Raw genomic sequence first — 16,436 nt, 5'->3', positions numbered from 1 at the left:
TTACTAACAGATTTCTCACGCGTCAGGTTTTTCGGTGCCGGAAGGAGATGATGGGACGGTGAGCGCAGCGATGGAGCGAGACGAAGCGGTGGTCCAGCGGTACGCCGAGCAATTCGGCAACACCCTGGCCGAGCAGGGCTGGCCGCGGATGTCGGCCAGGGCCTTCACCGCCATCCTGGCGAGCGAGGACGGCCGGCTGACCGCCGCCGAGCTGGCCGAGCGCCTCAAGGCGAGCCCGGCCGCCATCTCCGGCGCGGTGAACTATCTGCTGCAGCTGCGGCTGGCCACCCGCGAGCGGGAGCCCGGCAGCCGGCGCGATGTGTACGTGGTGATGGACGACTTCTGGTTCCAGTCGATGATGAGCCAGGACCGCGGGCTCAGCCGCTGGGAGGAGATCCTGCGCCAGATGCTCCCGTACGTCGGCGCCCGCACCGAGGCGAGCCGCCGGATCCGCGCGACGATCGGCTTCGTCGAGTTCATCCAGAACGAGGTCGATGGCCTGAGCGAGCGCTGGATCAAGCGCAAGGCGGAGATCGACGCCGAGATAGAAGCCGAAGACAACAGCTGAAAACCCCGCCTTCTCGCTCCCGCTCGAAGGCGGGGTGGGGAGAGGCCGGTGGTGAGGTGGCTGGCGCTGGTTGGGGCTGGTGGTGCGGGTGGCCGGCAGTTTGCCGGCCACCCGCAGTGTGGTTACCGCAGGGCGCTGGCTGCGACGGTGTCCATTACCTGCTGGAGGAGCGGGTTGGTCTTGGGGGCGGCTGCCTTCGACTTCGGCAGGTGCACCGATTTGCCGTCGACCGGGCCCTTGACGGCGTAGACCGAGAGGTCGCCGGGCAACGGGGTGGTGCCGCAGAACTGGTCCTTGGCGGGGAGTTCGCCGGTGAAGATGTACTTGTCGCCGATCTGCTCGGCGCACGAGGAGCGGTTGCCGAGGATGTACTGGCCGTGCTGGCCCTCGTCGTCGATCGCGACGAAGCGGGTGGCGTTCTTGGTGTCGTTGTGGGTCCGCAAAGACCCCTCGTACGCCGTGGCCGGGTCCATCTCGCTCTGCACGATCAGGATCCGCGGCGACCCGGTCAGGTCGAGCTTGCGATCCTGCGGCGCGTACTTCCAGAAGGCGCACATCGGGACGCCGTTCAGGTAGCCGAAGAAGTCGTACTTCCTGGCCATCCGATCGGCTTCCTTCAGGTAGAAGTTCGTGTCCTTGCTCCACGCCGTGTCGTTGCAGCGAACCGTCGTGCTGATCGCCCCGACGTTCACCAGCTCGTCACCCGACCTGGCGCGAGCCGCCGAGACCTTCGCGTCCGCGATGATCGACCGCAACGTGTCGACCTGCGTCGCCGCGACGGCGCTCGCCGTCGGAGTCGTCGGCGTCACGCCGTACCGGGTCCGCAGCGCCGCCAGGGTGTCGAACTTCTGCAACTCCGGCGACAACCGCGCCCACGCCGCGTCGACCTGCGCCAGCTCGATCTTGCCCGAGGCCGTCGGCGCCTTCGTGAACTCGTCATGCACCAGGACGTCCAGGGTCGCCCGGATGAAACGCGTGTTGTTGTAGATCGCGCTGTAGATCAGCCCGTCGAGGTTGTCGCCACGGACCGAGCTCTCCCCCGCCTTCACCAGCGTGGTCAGCGACGCGCGGATCCCGTTGTACTTCGCGGTGACCTGCGCCGGCGTACTCCCCAACCCGCTGATCTGGTCGGCGTGCCGGGCGATCCACGGGAAGAACTGGGTGTCGCGGCGACGCTGGCCGGAGAACGGGTCGAAGTTCACGTTGTCCCACTGGGTGTGGGTCCAGTCCATGTTCGAGTCGAGCACGAACCGGCCGACCTTCGACGGGTAGGTGTCGGCGTACCAGCCGCCGAGCCAGGTGCCGTAGCTGTAGCCGATGAAGTTGAGCTGCCGGGCCTTGAACAGCGCCCGCAGGAAGTCCATGTCGTAGACGGTCTGCTGGCTGCTGACGAACTGGCCGAACTCGGTCGCGGAGCAGGCGTCGGCGTAGAACTTCGCCTCGGCGACCTCGACCTTGTGGGTCTGCTTGGTGCGCTCCTTGTAGTCAGGAGTGACCGGGATCGCCGCGATGTCCTCGGCCGAGGCCAGGCACTGCAGCGGAGTGCTCGTCCCGAAACCACGCGGGTCGAAGCCGAACAGGTCGAAGTCGCTGAACAGCTGCGGCTTCGAGACGCCCAGGTTGGCGGTCAGGTTAAGGCCGGCGCCACCAGGTCCGCCGGGGTTGCTGGTCAGCAGGCCCTTCGAAGTACCGGTGGCCTTGCTGTACGAGACGGCGACCTGGATGTCGGGGTGCGCGTCCGGATGCGCCCAGTCCATCGGCACGTTGACCTTGGCGCAGTTGGTGGTCGGGGCCTGCGGATAGTTCCGCTTGATGGTGGCGTCGAACGCGCAGACCGACCAGTTGATCGGCTGGTCGAGGTAGCGCTGCGGGATCGCCGGCACGGCCGGATCCTGTGGCCCGGAGGCGGCGGTGGCTGCCACGGCGTTAGTGGCCGTCAGCAACGGAGCAAGCAATGCGACGGCGACGGCGGCCGCGAGTTTGCGGGGGCTGGGCACGCTGAGAACTCCCTGTGTCAGGCGGACGGGAAGTCGTCAACGTATTCGGCCGGACACCGTCGGCGACACCCATCGGCCCAACCGCAAGGGCAAACCCGCGTCTACAGCTCGTACACCGTGAAGATCGTGCAGTACACCGGCGGCGATTCGAGTCCTGGGTAATACAGCCGGCCGGCTTCGTCGGTGACCTTGAAATAAGCCGTGGACGCCCCGACCTGGGACGGCGCCTGCAGCCGCATCTTCACCGTCACGACCTCGCCCGGTACGGCGTCCGGCAGCCGGGCGCGAGACGGCGAGCGGAGCCATCCCGGCGTACCGGCTGCTCCTTGTCTGGTGAGCCAGCGGTCGTGCCAGTTGCTCTCCCCGCTGTTGCGGATCTCCCAGGTCTTGTCGAACTCCTCGTCCCGGATCACCCGGGTGCCGTCGGGCACGGTCTCGCCGACGAGCTCCGCACGATCCTCGGGATGATGGTCGGCCGGTACCGACCCGCCCAGCAGCGTCGGGTGCGGGAGCGAATCGCGGCGGCGGAGGTCCCGCATCGACATGTCCTTGCCGGCCCGTACGGCGGCGTCGAGCTCCATCAACTGGTTCACCAGAGCGCGACCGGCGCCGAAGGAGTCGTCGTACCACTCGATCAACTCGCGGCTGGGCTTGGTGTGCCCGCGCTCGACCCTCGAGAGATGGCCCTTGTCCCAGCCGGACAGCGCGGCCGCGCGGGTGAGCGGCACCTCTGCCGCCTCTCGCAACTCGCGCATCCGGCTGCCGATCACGTACCGCGCCTGTGCTGGCCTCACAGCGAACTCCCCAGTGTCACTAGTTCACGGAGACTACCTGGTTTCGGTTACTCGCTTTCGTTGCCTACTGCGACAACTCCGTGACGCTCTGATTCTGTGGGGTGTAGTGCCAGATCGCCAAGGATCCGCCCACTCCGAGCGACAGTTCACTCCCAGAAAGGCCACGACCATGCGGACCGCCCTCACCCGTACTTTCGCCAGGCTCACAGTTACCACCCTTCTCGGCGGCGTCGCCGTCCTCGGCGGCGCGGCGCTGCCGGCCCACGCCGCCACCGGCACCGTCGTGACCGATTCCGGGGCCGGGGTGACGATCCGCTCCGGCAACGCGACCACCTTCGGCGCGGTCGGCACCCAGCCCAACGGCGCGGTCCAGATCGACTGCCAGATCTACGGCGAGCCGGTGACCGGCAAGTTCGGCCGCAGCCTGGTCTGGGACCACGTCCCCGGCAAGGGCTTCATCTCCGACTCCTACGTCAACACCGGCAGCAGCGGCCTGGTCGCCCCGCTGTGCACGAGCAACCCGCGCGCCGACAACGCGATCAACTGGTACGCCGCCCGCAACGGCTCGACCGCCTTCCAGGGCTACTGCGAGATGGCCGCCGAGAACTCCTACGGCAAAACCGGCATCTGGGCCTCCGCCAAGGCCGACTGGAACGACGCCGTCGCCCGCGGTGTCGCCCACCGCGACCTGAACGCCCCCAAGGGCGCCCTGGTCTTCTGGGACCTTGCCGCCCCCTACGGCCACGTCGGCGTCTCCCGCGGCGACGGCTACTTCTGGGCGACCAGCGTCAACGGCAAGATCGGCCTGGCCAAACTCCCCTACTTCAACTCCTACCTCGGCTGGGCCTGGCCCAACTTCTGAACTCCCATCAGCCCTAGGCACGGGGGCTGAAGGGACACCAAGCACCCAGGCGCACCCGCCCCTCAAGCGCCTGGGTGCTTCTCAACGCCCGAAATCCGGCTGGCCTCCATGCGGTCCAGCCAGTCGGCGACCAGCACTTGGTAGAGCGCTGGTCGCCGTACCGGCAGGCCGTGGTCCTCCTGATCGAGGACGGCGAAGGTCGCGGTCGGGTAGTCGTCGAGCAGGGCCCACGCGTCGGCGTACCCGGTGATGGTGTCCTGCCGGCCGGTCACGATCAACGTCGGCCGCTCGAACCGTGCAGCCGGGTCTTCGCGCAAGGCATAGGTCGACGGATCGGCCTGGATCCGGTCGAGGAACTCCAGATCCGCAGCCTGCTCGGCTGGGTCGTAGTAGGCGTCGTCCTTGGCCTGTACGGCGGCGTCGAACGCGGCCGTGTGGTGAAGATAGTCGTCTGTCGGCAAGGTGCGAGCAGCCCGATCCGCGATGACGCCCGGGACGCGGAGCAACAACCCCAGCACCCGCGCCGGGTCGCGCCTGACCAGCCCCCGCGCGTGCAATGCCCCCGCGGACGTACCTGACAGAGCGAAGGTGTCATCGCCCAGAGCTTCGGCGATCGTGTCCGCGATGGCGTCGAGAATGCCGTCCTGATCGGTGATCGACGGGTCGCCAGGGCGGTGGTTGGTGCCGGGTGGGTCGACGTAGATGCGGCGCCAGCCGGTCCGGTCGGCGAAGACCGGCTCGTGGACGGCCTGGCTCTCGCCGTTGTCGCCACCCCAGCCCGGCAGGAACACGATCGGGCGACCTTCACCGAAGGATTCGTAGTACGTCACCCGATCAAGCTACCTACTCATCCACCGGATCGTCCCGCTGCTTTGCCCGTGGCAGAACGCTCGCCGGAGCCGCGTTGGATCAGCTGGCATGGGAGGACTATGCGTTGGGGTGGGCGGGTATCGGATTTAGAGGCCCGGTCGAGGAGGAGGCGGGCGGCGATCCGGCCCAGTTCGGCGATGTCGGAGGCAACGACGGTGACCGGGGTCGGGAGCATGTCGGCCAGGCGGAAGTCGTCGAAGCCGACGACCGCGGGCTCACCAAACCCGGGCTGCTTGGTGACCTCGCGGAGGGCGCGGAGTACGCCTTCGGTGAGGAAGTTGGTGGAGGCAAACAACGCCGTGGGCGGGTCGGGGCGGTGCATCAGCTCGCGGGTCGCCTTCTCGGCAGCTTCCGCGGTGCCTTCCGGGAGCTGGATGACGAGGCTTTCGTCGACCTCGACACCGGCTGCTCGGCAAGCTCGCCGGTAGCCGCGCAACCGCCGGCCGGTGGTGTAGTACGACGGGGCGAGCAGGATCGCGATCCGCTCATGTCCCTGCTGCAGAAGGTGATCCGTGGCGAGCTTGCCACCACCCTCGTTGTCGACCATCACGATGTCGGCCTCGATCCCGTGCGCCGGCCGGTCCACGAACACCACCGGTACGCCGGCACCCGCCAGGAACGAATGGTCGCCCTGGTCGGGAACGATCATCAGCCCCGCGACCTGACGCCCCACCAACTCCTGGATCGCCCGCCGCTCCCCCTCCGGGTCCTCGTCGACCGAGCCGAGCACAACGGCGAACCCGTCCTGCCCGGCCACCTCCAGCGACGCCTTGGCGATGGTCGCGTAGAACGGGTTGGTCAGGTCGCCGAGCACCAGCGCCAGGCTGGACGACTTCTTGCCCGGCCGTAGCGCTCGCGCGACCTCGTTGCGCTGGAAACCCAGTTCGTCGATCGCCACCCGGACCCGGCTCGCGGTCTCGTCGCGCACACCGGCTCCGCCGTTGACCACCCGGGAGACCGTACCCAACCCGACACCGGCCCGCTTGGCCACGTCGATCATCGTCGGCCGGGCGGACTCGGCTGGTCTTGGAAACGTTTCGGACACAGGGTTGACTTCCCTCTCAGGGCACGGCATCGTCACCTCACAGTAAACTTTGGAAACGTTACCGTCCAGGAGGCAGGATGAATCGTGACGGACGGAGTCGTGGCGGCCGGACCGGGTTCAGCCGCAACGCCGGTTCGGACACCTTGGCCGCCTACCTGTTCATCGCGCCGGCCATCATCGGATTCACCGTCTTCGTCGGCTATCCGCTGGTCCGCTCGTTCTATCTGTCGCTGACCAAGTACAACGGCCTGACCGACCCGGTCTTCGTCGGCCTGGCCAACTTCCGCCGGCTGTTCACCGTCGATCCGGCGTTCTGGCCGTCGCTGCGGGCAACGGGGTACCTGGTGGTCCTCTATGTGCCGCTCTCGCTGGCTCTCGGCCTCGCGCTGGCGATGTTCTGCAACCAGCGCTTCGCCGGCGTCCGGATCGTCCGGACCCTGGCGTACCTGCCGGTGGTACTGCCCGCCGTCGCGACCATCACGCTGTGGAAGTTCATCCTCAATCCCCAAGTGGGCTTGGCGAACACGATCCTCGACAAACTGCATCTGCCGACCAGCCTGTGGTTGCAGAGCCCAACGATGTCGATGCCGTCGATCGTGATCGTGATGCTGTGGGGCGTCGGCGGGACGATGATCATCTTCCTGGCCGCACTCCAGGCGGTGCCGACCGAGCTCTACGAGGCGGCCCGCGTCGACGGCGCCGGACCGTACTCGGTGTTCTTCCGGATCACCTTGCCGATGATCAGCCCGATCATGCTGCTCCAGGTGATCCTGCAGACGACGGCCGCGCTGCAGACCTTCAACCAGCCCAAGATCCTCACCAACGGCGGGCCTGGCTTCAGTACCAGCGTCTTGATGCTGTCGATCTACAACAACGGTTTCTCCAACCTGGGCAGGGTTCCGCAGCTCGGTTACGCCTCCGCCCAGGTGTGGGTGCTGTTCATCGTCATCATCGCCGTGATCGCCCTGACCGCGAAGTTCTCCTCGCTCTGGACGTACAGTGACAACACTCCCGACTGAGTCCCGCCGCCGGTTCGGCGGCACGACCGCCTGGTACGCGACCGCGCTGTTCATCTGCGCGGTGATGATCGTCCCGCTGCTGTGGATGATCACCATCGGCCTGAAGAGCCGCAACGCCGTCTTCGAAGTACCACCTAGGCTGCTGCCGCACGACTTCCACTGGCGCAACTTCCTCGACGGCCCGCAGGCGATCCACTTCCCGCGGCTGTTGCTCAACTCAACGATCATCACCGTGCTGAGCGTGCTCGGCGGCGTGATGACCGCGATGATGGCCGGCTACGCGCTGGCCCGGCTGCGGTTCCCGGGCCGGAAGGTGTGGTTCTATCTCTTCGTCGGCAGCATGCTGCTGCCCGGGGTGGTCGGCCTGATCCCGCTGTTCCAGTTGTACAAGTCCATCGGCTGGTACGACACCTGGCTGCCGTTGATCGTGCCGGCCTTCTTCGGCGGCAATCCGCTCTTCATCTTCCTCGCCCGGCAGTACTTCCTGGCCATCCCGTACTCGATCGACGAGGCGGCCAAGATCGACGGCGCCGGGCACCTGCGGATCTTCGTCAGCGTGATGCTGCCGTTGACCCGGCCGGCCTGGATCACGATGGCGATCCTCGCCTTCCAGGCGTCCTGGAACGACTTCCTCAATCCACTGGTCTACCTGTACTCCGCCGACAAGTGGCCGTTGTCGGTCGGCATGGCCCAGTTCGTTTCGCCCTTCGCCGGGCAGACGCCGAACTGGAGCTACTACATGGCCACCAACCTGCTCTACATGCTGCCGCCGCTGATCCTCTTCTTCGCCGCGCAGCGCTACTTCATCCAGGGCCTCGGCTCGCTGGGCAGCACGACGCAGAAGTGACTCACCCCCTGAGGAGCACAACAGTGAAAGCGATCATCGGCACCACCCTCGCCTGCGCCGGGTTGCTGACGGCAACGGCTGCCTGCAGCGGCTCGGACTCCGGCGGCAAGTCCGACGGCCCGGTCACCGTGACCGTGATGACGTGGGAAACCCCCGAGACGAACACGGCCATCAAGAAAGCGCTCGAAGGCTTCAAGGATGACAACGTCAAGGTCCAGCTCGTCGACACCCCGAGCGGCGGGTACGGCGACAAGCTCGCGTCGCTGACCCAGGCGAAGAAGCTGCCCGACCTGTTCTGGTGCGGCAACGACACCGAGCAGCAGTACACGTCCCAGGGCCTGCTGGTCGACTGGTCGAAGCGGGTCGACAGCGGTGACGGCGGCCTCAAGGCGGACGACTTCGTCGGCTCGGCGATGAAGAACTGGAAGACGAGCGACGGGCAGATGGGCGGGCTGCCGTCGCTGATGAACACCTACGGGGTCTGGTACAACGCCGACGCGTTCAAGGCGGCCGGCATCCCGGAGCCCAAGTCGGGGTGGAGCTGGGACGACATGTACTCCGCGGCCGGCAAGCTCGCGGGGAAGAACGGAGCGAAGTACGGGCTGGTCGCGGATCAGCTCACCTCGGCGGATGCGCCGTTCACGATGTCGATGTACGCGGTGTCAGCTGGTGGCGCACCGTTCACCGACGACGTGAACCACCCGACCAAGGCGGAGATCGACGGCAAGTACACCGAGGGCGTGGAGAAGCTGGCCGCGGCAATCAAGTCCGGGGCGGTGGCGCCTCCCGGGTACGACGCGTCGAACGTGCCGGCGCTGTTCTCCGGCGGCAAGGTGCCGATGATGTTCGGCGGGCAGTGGCTGGCGGCCGGGTTCCAGACGGACAAGCCGAAGATCAAGTACGGGTTCGCGCCGTTCCCGCAGGTGACGACACCGGCCACGCTGTACGACTCGGTGGGGATCTGCACTCCGCAGTACACGGCAAACGAGGACGCGACGTACAAGGTGCTCTCGTATCTGAACACCAAGGTGTGGGACGCCGTGCTGCCTGCGTCGCCCGTCGCGCCGCCTGCCTATACGCCGACGCAGGAGAGCTACTTCGGCGCGTTGACCAAGGCCGGTCAGACCACGGTCGTGGACACGGTCAAGGCTGATCTCTCGGCAGAGAAGACGGTCGGGGTGCGGTTCACGACGCAATGGGCCTCGCAGGTCGGGGATCTGACGACGGCGATGTACCAGCCGATCCTCAGTGGGAAGAAACCTGTTTCGGATCTGCAGGCGTACGTGGGGAAGATCAACGACCTGATCAAGTCGCAGGGCTAGACCGTCACCAGCGGAGGAGGCCCGGTGAGAAGGTGCAACTTCTCCCGGGTCTCCTCATCGACAGGCGTGTAGGTGACCAGCCTCGGGCGGTTGGAGCCGGGCTGGGTCCAGAGGCTGGTCGCCGACAGGCGCAGTACGCCGGCCTGCGGGTGGTGGTAGACCTTCAACTGGTTGCCGGGGCGGAGTACCTCGTGGTCGTCCCAGTACTCGGCGAACTCCGGTGATGCCGCCTGGAGTCGCTTGAGCAGCGCCTTCCAGGTGGGGTCGTCGAGATTCTCGACCATCGATGCGCGGAACTTGGCGACCATCGCGCGTTGGGTCTGCTCCAGGTCGGGCAGGGTCGCCTTCCACTGCTCGTTCAGGAAGCCGAGCCAGATCACGTTGCGATCCTCGGGCGGAACGGCGTCGAGGTCGCACATGAGCTTGCTGAACGGACGGTTGTAGGCAAGCAGGTCGTACCGGCCGTTCTGTACGCAGGCGGGCAGCGGCTCGAGCTGATCCAGCAGATCGCGCAGGGCGTCGGTGACGGGCGTGAAGGCGGCGGCCGGGCTGGGGTCGATCGCCCCGGCCAGCGCGAACAGATGCTCCCGCTCACTCTGGTCCAGCCGCAGGGTCCGGGCGATCGCGTCCAGCACCTCGGCGGAGACCTGGATGTCACGCCCCTGCTCGAGCCAGGTGTACCAAGTCGTCCCGATCGCCGCGAGCTGGGACACTTCCTCCCGCCGCAGCCCCGGAGTCCGGCGCCGCCGCCCACGCGGCAGCCCGACCTCCTCAGGCGCGATCCGCTCCCGCCGGCTCCGCAGGAAGCTCGCCAGCTCCTCCCGCCGCTGATCCGTCACGGCTACCACGATGCCGCATCGGCAATCCTGGTACAAGGTACTTCTTGTACCAGGATAAAGACGCTCTGGTACCACCCTGAGAACCCAGCGACGCTCGACCCATGACCGAAACAGCCCAATCCCCCACTGCCCACGGCGCAGCCAACCCAACCGCCGCGGGCGGGGCGGGGGTGGCAGCCGCTCCTCCCACCCCGCGGGCCGGCCGGGCCCCTGTGCTTTCCGGGGCCGGGTTGCTTGCCTTGCTGCTCTGCGCCGCCCTGCCGATCCTCGACTTCTTCATCGTCAACGTGGCCTTGCCCTCGATGGGTCGGGAGCTCCGGGCCGGGCCGGCCCTGCTGGAGTTGGTAGTGGCCGGCTATGGCGTCGCCTTCGCCGTACTGCTGGTGCTTGGTGGGCGGCTTGGCGACACCTTCGGGCGACGCCGGTTGCTGCTGATCGCGATGACCGCCTTCACACTCAGCTCGATCGCCTGCGGTTTGGCACCCAATGCAGCCGTGCTCGTCGGGGCCCGCATCCTGCAGGGCGCATCGGCCGCGCTCCTCAACCCACAGGTCCTCGCGACACTGCACGCGACCACCTCCGGCGACCGGCGCAACCGCGCTCTCAGCCTGTACGGCGCGATGGCCGGCCTCGCGATGGTGGCCGGTCAGATCCTCGGCGGCCTGCTCGTCGCCGCCGACATCGGTGGAGCCGGCTGGCGGGCCGTCTTCCTCGTCAACGGTCCCGTCGGCGTGATCGCGTTCATCCTCGCCTGGCGCACGGTCCCCGCGACCCGCTCCGATCGTCCAGCTCCGGTCGACCTCGCCGGTACCGCCCTCCTCGCGATCACCCTGACCGCCCTCCTCGTACCACTCAGCGAAGGCCGAGCGGCAGGCTGGCCGCTCTGGTCCTGGCTCTGCCTGGCCGCCTGCCCGATCGCCGCCGTCGCCCTGCTCGTCGTCGAGCGCCGGCAAGAACGCGCCGGCCGACTTCCCCTGCTCCCACCGAGTTTGTTCGGCTTCGGCGGAGTACGGCTCGGCCTCGGACTCATCGTGCCGTTCTCGATCAACTTCGGCGGCTTCATGTTCGTGATGGCGATCGCTCTGCAGCAGGGTCTGCGCTTCGGCCCGGTCCAGGCCGGTCTCACCCTGGCGCCGCTCGCGGTCACCCACCTGCTCGCGTCGCTCGTCAGCCCGCGCCTGATCGGCCGCTTCGGCAGCCGGGTCATCCAGGTGGCCGCGTCCATCCACCTGATCGCCTTGGTCGTCCTCGGTGTCACCGTCCTGCGTGGCTGGCCAGACCTGACCGCGCTCGACTTCGCTCCCGCGCTCGCCTTGTGGGGAGTCGCCTCGGGTTCGCAGATCCCGGTGTTCTTCCGGATCGTGCTGGCCGATCTCCCCGCCGACCGGGCCGGCATCGGCAGCGGCGTACTGGTCACCTTCCAGCAAGCCTCCTTCGCCCTCGGCGCTGCCGTGATCGGGACGCTCTTCCTGTCCCTGGAGACAGCACAGGGCGACCCGGGCAAAGCGCTGGCCGAAACCGTCGCCGCCCTGGCCGCCCTGGTCTTGCTGACCTTGACGCTCAGCACCCGCCTGCCGAGGCGGCTGTGATCAGACCGCCTGCCACAGCGAGAGCGCGAAGCGTTCCTCGGAGTCTGTCCACCAGGCGCCGTTGGTGAAGCCGGCCTTGTCGAGTTCGGCCTCGACGCCGTGGCGGTGGAACTTGGCGGAGACCTCGGTGCTGAGTTCCTCGCCTTCGGCGAAGTCGACCTCGAGGCCGATCTCCGGGATCAGGACCTTCATCGCCCGGTCGGCGCGCAGATGCATCTCGATCCACTCGTTCTCCGGGTCCCAGATCGCGCGGTGGCTGAAGGAGTCGACGTCGAAGTCCGCGCCGAGTTGGCGGTTCAGCACCCGCAGTACGTTCCGGTTGAACTCGGCGGTCACCCCGGCGCTGTCGTCGTACGCCGCGACGAGGGTGGCCGGGTCCTTCACGAGATCGGTGCCGAGCAGCAGCCACTCCCCTGGCTCGAGCACGTCGCGGATGGACTTGTAGAAGTCGGCGCGCTCGTCCGGCAGCAGGTTGCCGATCGTGCCGCCGAGGAACGCGACCACGCGCGGCGCCTCGCCGGGAAGTTTGTCGAGGTGCTCGGTGAAGTCGCCGACGACGCCGTGCACGGTGAGGCTCGGGTAGTCGGTGTTGATCGCGGCGGCGGCCTCGCGCAGGGCCGATTCCGAGACGTCGAGTGGTACGAACGTCGTCAGCGTGCCGTGGTCGCGCAGGCCGTCGAGCAGCAGCCGCGTCTTCTCCGACGAGCCCGAGCCGAGCTCGACCAGCGTGTGCGCGCCGGTGAGCTCGGCGATCTCGCCGGAACGGGCGTCGAGGATCTCCCGCTCCGCGCGGGTCGGGTAGTACTCCGGCAGCCTGGTGATCTCCTCGAACAGCTCGCTGCCGCGCGCGTCATAGAACCACTTCGGCGCAAGCCATTTCGGCTCAGCCGTCAGACCGTTGCGGGCATCCTCCCGCAGGGCGCGGGCGGCATAGTCCGCAGTGAGGTGGATATCGATTGAAGTCCCCTGTCCGGGGCGGTGGGGTGGGCTCAGATGTGACACTGTCGTCCTTCCAGCAAGGGGGTGACGGCTAGCGTGCTTTTGGTTGCCAGTAGCAATGAATGGTCGGGGATCTCTTCCCAGCCTTCGGTGGTCCAGGGCTCGGAGCTGACCGCAACGGAGTCGGTGGTACGGCGGACCCAGAGCGAATGCGTCCAGGTGGTGGCGACGATCTGCTCCCCATCGGTGAGCAGAAGATTGAGCCTGCTGTCGGGTGCCGCCGCAGCAACATCCCGTACTACGGAAGCCACCGCCTCAGGCGCCCCCAAATGCAAGCGGTCTTGCACAAGAGCCCACAGCAACGCCGAGTCCATCGGCGCATCGAGCGTCAACAACTCAGACACCGGCAAGGCTTCCGCCAACTTGGACACCGCCCCCGGCCAACCGCTGATCAGCCCGTTATGACTGAACAACCACTGGTCCTTGGTGTACGGCGCCACGGCGATCTCCGTGAGCGGCGCCCCCACGGTCCCATTCCGCACTGCCGCCAGCACCGCCCCCGAGCTGACCGATCCCGCCAACCCCGGCAACGACTCATCAGCCCAGATCGGCACACTCCGCCGATACCGCACAGGCAGGCGGCCAACGGACGCACCGGCCGATCGGGCCGAGCCGGCATCGTCGTCGGGGTACCAGCCGATGCCGAAGCCGTCGGCGTTGACTGAGCCGCCGCCACGCATGTCCGCCGGAGCCCAACTCTGCCGATACAGAGAGTGCGGCGGTTCCAGCACAAGTGAGGCGAGGGAGACGGGCGGGCCGAGGTACGCCAGGTGGCGGCACATCAGCAACCACCCCAGCGGGGGCGCGTGCTGCGCCGCCTACGGTGTTCGGCGATCACCGGGGCAGCTCCTCCGGGGTTGGGGTTCTGGCGCAGCGGAAGCCGGCGAAGATCTGGCGGCGGATGGGGTAGTCCCAGTTGCGGAAGGTGCCGCGGGCGACGATCTCGTCGGTGCCGAAGGAGCCGCCGCGCAGCATCTTGTAGTCGTTGCCGAAGAAGACCAGCGAGTACTCGTCGTACGGGAACGCGCGGAAACCCGGGTACGGCTTGAAGTCGCTGCTCGTCCACTCCCAGACATCGCCGATCAACTGCTCGACCCCCAGCGGCGACGCACCCGCCGGGTAGGCGCCGATCGGAGCGGGACGCAAGTGCCGCTGACCCAAGTTCGCGTGTTGCGGACCGGGGCTCTCATCACCCCACGGGAAGCGTCGCGTCCGCCCGGTCGCCGGGTCGAAGCGGGCAGCGAACTCCCACTCCTCCTCGGTCGGCAGCCGCTTGCCGGCCCACTTCGCGTACGCCTCCGCCTCGTAGAAGCAGACGTGCATCACCGGCTCGTCGAGCGGCAGCAACTCCCGATGCCCGAACCGCGTCCGCACCCAGTGGCCGTCCTCGCGCTCCCAGAACCGCGGCGCGACCAGCGACGCCTTCTGCACATGCGCCCAGCCGGCCTCCGACCACCACTGCGGATCCTGATACCCACCACCAGTGACGAACTCGAGGTAGTCGCCATTGCTCACCGGCGCCGTGTCGATCACGTACGGATCGACGTGCACCGCATGCGCCGGCCGCTCGTTGTCGAGCGCCCACGGCTCGATCGAAGTACCCATCTCGAAGACGCCCCCCGGTACGAGCACCTCGGCCTTGGCCAGCCGTCGACCGGGCGGCGGCCCCGGCGCATCGAGCACCGGAGCACCGGTCCGCAGCTGATGCGTGGCGAGCATCGTCTCGTCGTGCTGCTGCTCGTGCTGCACGATCATGCCGAACGCGAACCCGTTGTCGACCAACTCGCGGTCGCCACCGAACTTCACGTGATCCAGCACGTCGAGCACCTTGTCGCGCACCTCGACGACGTACTGCCGGGTCTCCGTCGGGCTGAGCAGCGGCAGCGACGGCCGGTCGGCCCGGGCGTGCATGAACGCGTCGTACAGCTCGTCGATGTCCTGCCGGACCGGGTCGCGGCCGCCGACGTCGCGGACCAGCCAGAGCTCTTCCTGGTTGCCGATGTGCGCGTAGTCCCAGACCAGCGGCGACATCAGCTTCGAGTGCTGCCGGATCAGGTCGTCCGTATCGACCGCGTCGGTCAGCTGGACGGTCCGGTCGCGCGAGCGCTCGAGCTGCTCGGCGACGAACGACCGCAGCCCCTCGGCGGTCAGATCTGACAACTGGTGGTTCATGAAGCTCGCCTTCTCTGGGTGTCGTCGACGATGTAGTGCAGTCGCTCGCCGGCCTCGGTGATCAGGTCGTGATCGACTCCGGTCCGGCTCAGATTGGTGGTGGCCAGGTCGACCAGATCGCGCGCGGCCTGCAGTACAGGCTTGTCGTGCAGACCTTCCCGTGCCGCGGGGAACCAGCGACCGGCCGCCGGCGCAGCAGCAGCCAGTGCCTGGTCGGTGACAGCCGGGTCGGACATCAGCGCGGACAACAGCAGGGTCGGCGTGATCCAGCCGTCGCCGTCCTGAGCATCGAGGTAGCGGACCTCCAAGTAGCCTCGCGGCCGCACCGGCGGGAAGAGCGTGGACAGGTGATATTCCAAGTCCCCATACGTCGGCCTGTCCCCCAGCGGATCACCAGTCCCGGCGCCGCTCGCCAGGCCGGTGCCGTCCAGGGCACCGTCGGCCCATGCTCCGAACGTGAGCCCTGCCGGTGCGTCCCAGCTGTCTCCCCGTCTCAGGCAGAGGACCGGTGCCTCCATCGCAGTGCGGGCCCAGGCCTCGGCGGGGTCGCCGTCGAGGGACGGGGGCTCCGTGAAGGGGGCGCAGGTGCCGAAGGTTGCCTCGGTGCGGGCGGAGGCCCAGCCGGTGTCGCTGCCTTCGCGGTGGCGCGAGTTGGCGAAGAGGGCGACCAAGGCCGGCCCGAAGTCGTGGAGTGCTCGCCAGCGCAGTGCGGTCTGGTCCGCTTCGCCTGCGTCGAGGCAGACCTGCAGACCGGCCGAGCTGCACATCATCCGGGGACCATGCGGGCCGAGCTGTGCGAAGGCTCGCTCCATCGCGGCGTACCGCGGAACGGTCAGGATGCGGCGGGGTGGGCGGAAGGCGTCGAGGCCGTGCCGTCCAGGCACGAGGCCTTGGGTGGCGAGCAGTTGCGTGAGCTGCGCGGCGTCGGCCGTCGTGTCGTCGATCAGCCTGGGGATGGAGTCCGAGGCCTGGCCGGAGATCTCCACCTGGCCACCCGGCTCGACGGTGACCAGAGAACCCCGGCCGAGTGGCAGCTGCGGGCTGTCCGGGACCAGGGTCGGGGGCGCGTGCACCCCCAGGGCGGTGCTGAGTCGAGCGGCGTCGAGAGGTCGATGCGGATCATCCGCGTGATGCACCGTCCACTCCAGCTCGACGCCGTGCAGCTGTGGAGGACCATGCTTGAAACACACCATCGCGACATAACCCTCTGCCTCCACGCGGGAGCCGATCGGGGTGGTCGCCGGAAACTCGCCGGGCGCGGTCACGTCAGCGAACCTAACCGCGCCCCTGGGCGCGTTCAACCGATAGTGGGTTACCCCTCGATGACGTGACAGCCGGGGCCGGAACCGTCCAACACTGTGTCGAATTCATGATCGACATCGTGCCTGCGGCCACCGACAATATTCGCGCGCACGGCAAGCACCCTTTTGTAGCGCTTCGGTCGTCCCCGCCGGTACGCCGTGACGAGCCGCCGCGGTCCGTTGCGCTCAGAGCGAAACCCCCTGCGTGCTGA

Annotated in this window: 15 protein-coding genes; 6 read left to right on the top strand and 9 right to left on the bottom strand. The window is 67.8% G+C overall.

Annotation, left to right across the window (positions count from 1 at the left end):
- Window positions 1-58 precede the first annotated feature (58 nt).
- Window positions 59-568: a GbsR/MarR family transcriptional regulator gene (locus ABD768_RS20520; protein ID WP_343964732.1), complete on the top strand. Its 510-nt coding sequence runs from the start codon at window positions 59-61 to the stop codon at window positions 566-568.
- 122 nt (window positions 569-690) lie between these two features.
- On the opposite strand, the gene ABD768_RS20515 is transcribed toward ABD768_RS20520, so the two are convergent.
- On the bottom strand, window positions 691-2,565 hold the full coding sequence (locus ABD768_RS20515; protein ID WP_343964730.1) for an alpha/beta fold hydrolase: 1,875 nt from the start codon (window positions 2,563-2,565) through the stop codon (window positions 691-693).
- Between the two features lie 101 nt (window positions 2,566-2,666).
- Complete coding sequence (locus ABD768_RS20510; protein ID WP_343964728.1) at window positions 2,667-3,359, bottom strand: NBR1-Ig-like domain-containing protein; 693 nt, start codon at window positions 3,357-3,359, stop codon at window positions 2,667-2,669.
- 169 nt (window positions 3,360-3,528) lie between these two features.
- Between ABD768_RS20510 and ABD768_RS20505 the strand changes: the two genes are divergently transcribed.
- Window positions 3,529-4,221, top strand: a complete 693-nt coding sequence (locus tag ABD768_RS20505; protein WP_343964726.1) for an SH3 domain-containing protein — start codon at window positions 3,529-3,531, stop codon at window positions 4,219-4,221.
- A gap of 62 nt (window positions 4,222-4,283) precedes the next feature.
- On the opposite strand, the gene ABD768_RS20500 is transcribed toward ABD768_RS20505, so the two are convergent.
- Window positions 4,284-5,051 carry an alpha/beta fold hydrolase gene (locus ABD768_RS20500; protein WP_344842865.1) on the bottom strand — a complete coding sequence of 256 codons (768 nt, stop codon included), beginning with the start codon at window positions 5,049-5,051 and terminating at the stop codon, window positions 4,284-4,286.
- Window positions 5,052-5,068: 17 nt separating this feature from the next.
- Entirely contained in the window at window positions 5,069-6,136 is a 1,068-nt protein-coding gene (locus ABD768_RS20495; protein WP_343964720.1) for a LacI family DNA-binding transcriptional regulator, read from the bottom strand.
- A gap of 77 nt (window positions 6,137-6,213) precedes the next feature.
- Here ABD768_RS20495 and ABD768_RS20490 point away from each other — a divergent pair, with 77 nt between their 5' ends.
- The 3 genes from ABD768_RS20490 to ABD768_RS20480 are packed head-to-tail and all read left to right on the top strand — an operon-like array spanning window position 6,214 to window position 9,324.
- Window positions 6,214-7,155 (top strand): carbohydrate ABC transporter permease, encoded by a 942-nt coding sequence (locus tag ABD768_RS20490; RefSeq protein WP_343964718.1) that lies wholly within the window; start codon window positions 6,214-6,216, stop codon window positions 7,153-7,155.
- The gene (locus ABD768_RS20485) at window positions 7,136-8,002 is read left to right on the top strand and encodes a carbohydrate ABC transporter permease (RefSeq protein WP_343964716.1); all 867 of its coding nucleotides are present in this window, start codon (window positions 7,136-7,138) and stop codon (window positions 8,000-8,002) included. The genes ABD768_RS20490 and ABD768_RS20485 overlap by 20 nt, the downstream gene beginning before the upstream one ends.
- Window positions 8,003-8,025: 23 nt before the next feature.
- Window positions 8,026-9,324 carry an ABC transporter substrate-binding protein gene (locus ABD768_RS20480; protein WP_344842863.1) on the top strand — a complete coding sequence of 433 codons (1,299 nt, stop codon included), beginning with the start codon at window positions 8,026-8,028 and terminating at the stop codon, window positions 9,322-9,324.
- Here the strand turns inward: ABD768_RS20480 and ABD768_RS20475 are convergent.
- A complete protein-coding gene (locus tag ABD768_RS20475) occupies window positions 9,321-10,163 on the bottom strand; it encodes a helix-turn-helix transcriptional regulator (protein WP_343964712.1) in 843 nt (280 codons plus the stop codon). The genes ABD768_RS20480 and ABD768_RS20475 overlap by 4 nt on opposite strands.
- A 101-nt stretch (window positions 10,164-10,264) precedes the next feature.
- Here ABD768_RS20475 and ABD768_RS20470 point away from each other — a divergent pair, with 101 nt between their 5' ends.
- Complete coding sequence (locus tag ABD768_RS20470) at window positions 10,265-11,752, top strand: MFS transporter (protein ID WP_344842862.1); 1,488 nt, start codon at window positions 10,265-10,267, stop codon at window positions 11,750-11,752.
- On the opposite strand, the gene egtD is transcribed toward ABD768_RS20470, so the two are convergent.
- From egtD to ABD768_RS20450, 4 genes are read right to left on the bottom strand one after another with little or no spacing between them, the layout of a single operon-like run.
- The gene (gene egtD / locus ABD768_RS20465) at window positions 11,753-12,754 is read right to left on the bottom strand and encodes an L-histidine N(alpha)-methyltransferase (RefSeq protein WP_425552048.1); all 1,002 of its coding nucleotides are present in this window, start codon (window positions 12,752-12,754) and stop codon (window positions 11,753-11,755) included.
- Window positions 12,742-13,533 (bottom strand): ergothioneine biosynthesis protein EgtC, encoded by a 792-nt coding sequence (gene egtC / locus ABD768_RS20460; RefSeq protein WP_344842860.1) that lies wholly within the window; start codon window positions 13,531-13,533, stop codon window positions 12,742-12,744. Before egtC ends, egtD begins: the two co-directional genes overlap by 13 nt.
- A gap of 52 nt (window positions 13,534-13,585) precedes the next feature.
- Window positions 13,586-14,923 (bottom strand): ergothioneine biosynthesis protein EgtB, encoded by a 1,338-nt coding sequence (egtB, locus tag ABD768_RS20455; RefSeq protein ID WP_344842857.1) that lies wholly within the window; start codon window positions 14,921-14,923, stop codon window positions 13,586-13,588.
- Entirely contained in the window at window positions 14,920-16,188 is a 1,269-nt protein-coding gene (locus ABD768_RS20450) for a glutamate-cysteine ligase family protein (protein ID WP_344842855.1), read from the bottom strand. Before ABD768_RS20450 ends, egtB begins: the two co-directional genes overlap by 4 nt.
- Window positions 16,189-16,436 lie beyond the last annotated feature (248 nt).

It is taken from the genome of Kribbella ginsengisoli (assembly GCF_039537185.1).
Taxonomy (GTDB): Bacteria; Actinomycetota; Actinomycetes; order Propionibacteriales; family Kribbellaceae; genus Kribbella; species Kribbella koreensis.
The sequence above is the reverse complement of the archived record's forward strand: the minus strand, read 5'-3'. Positions and strand labels throughout refer to the sequence as shown.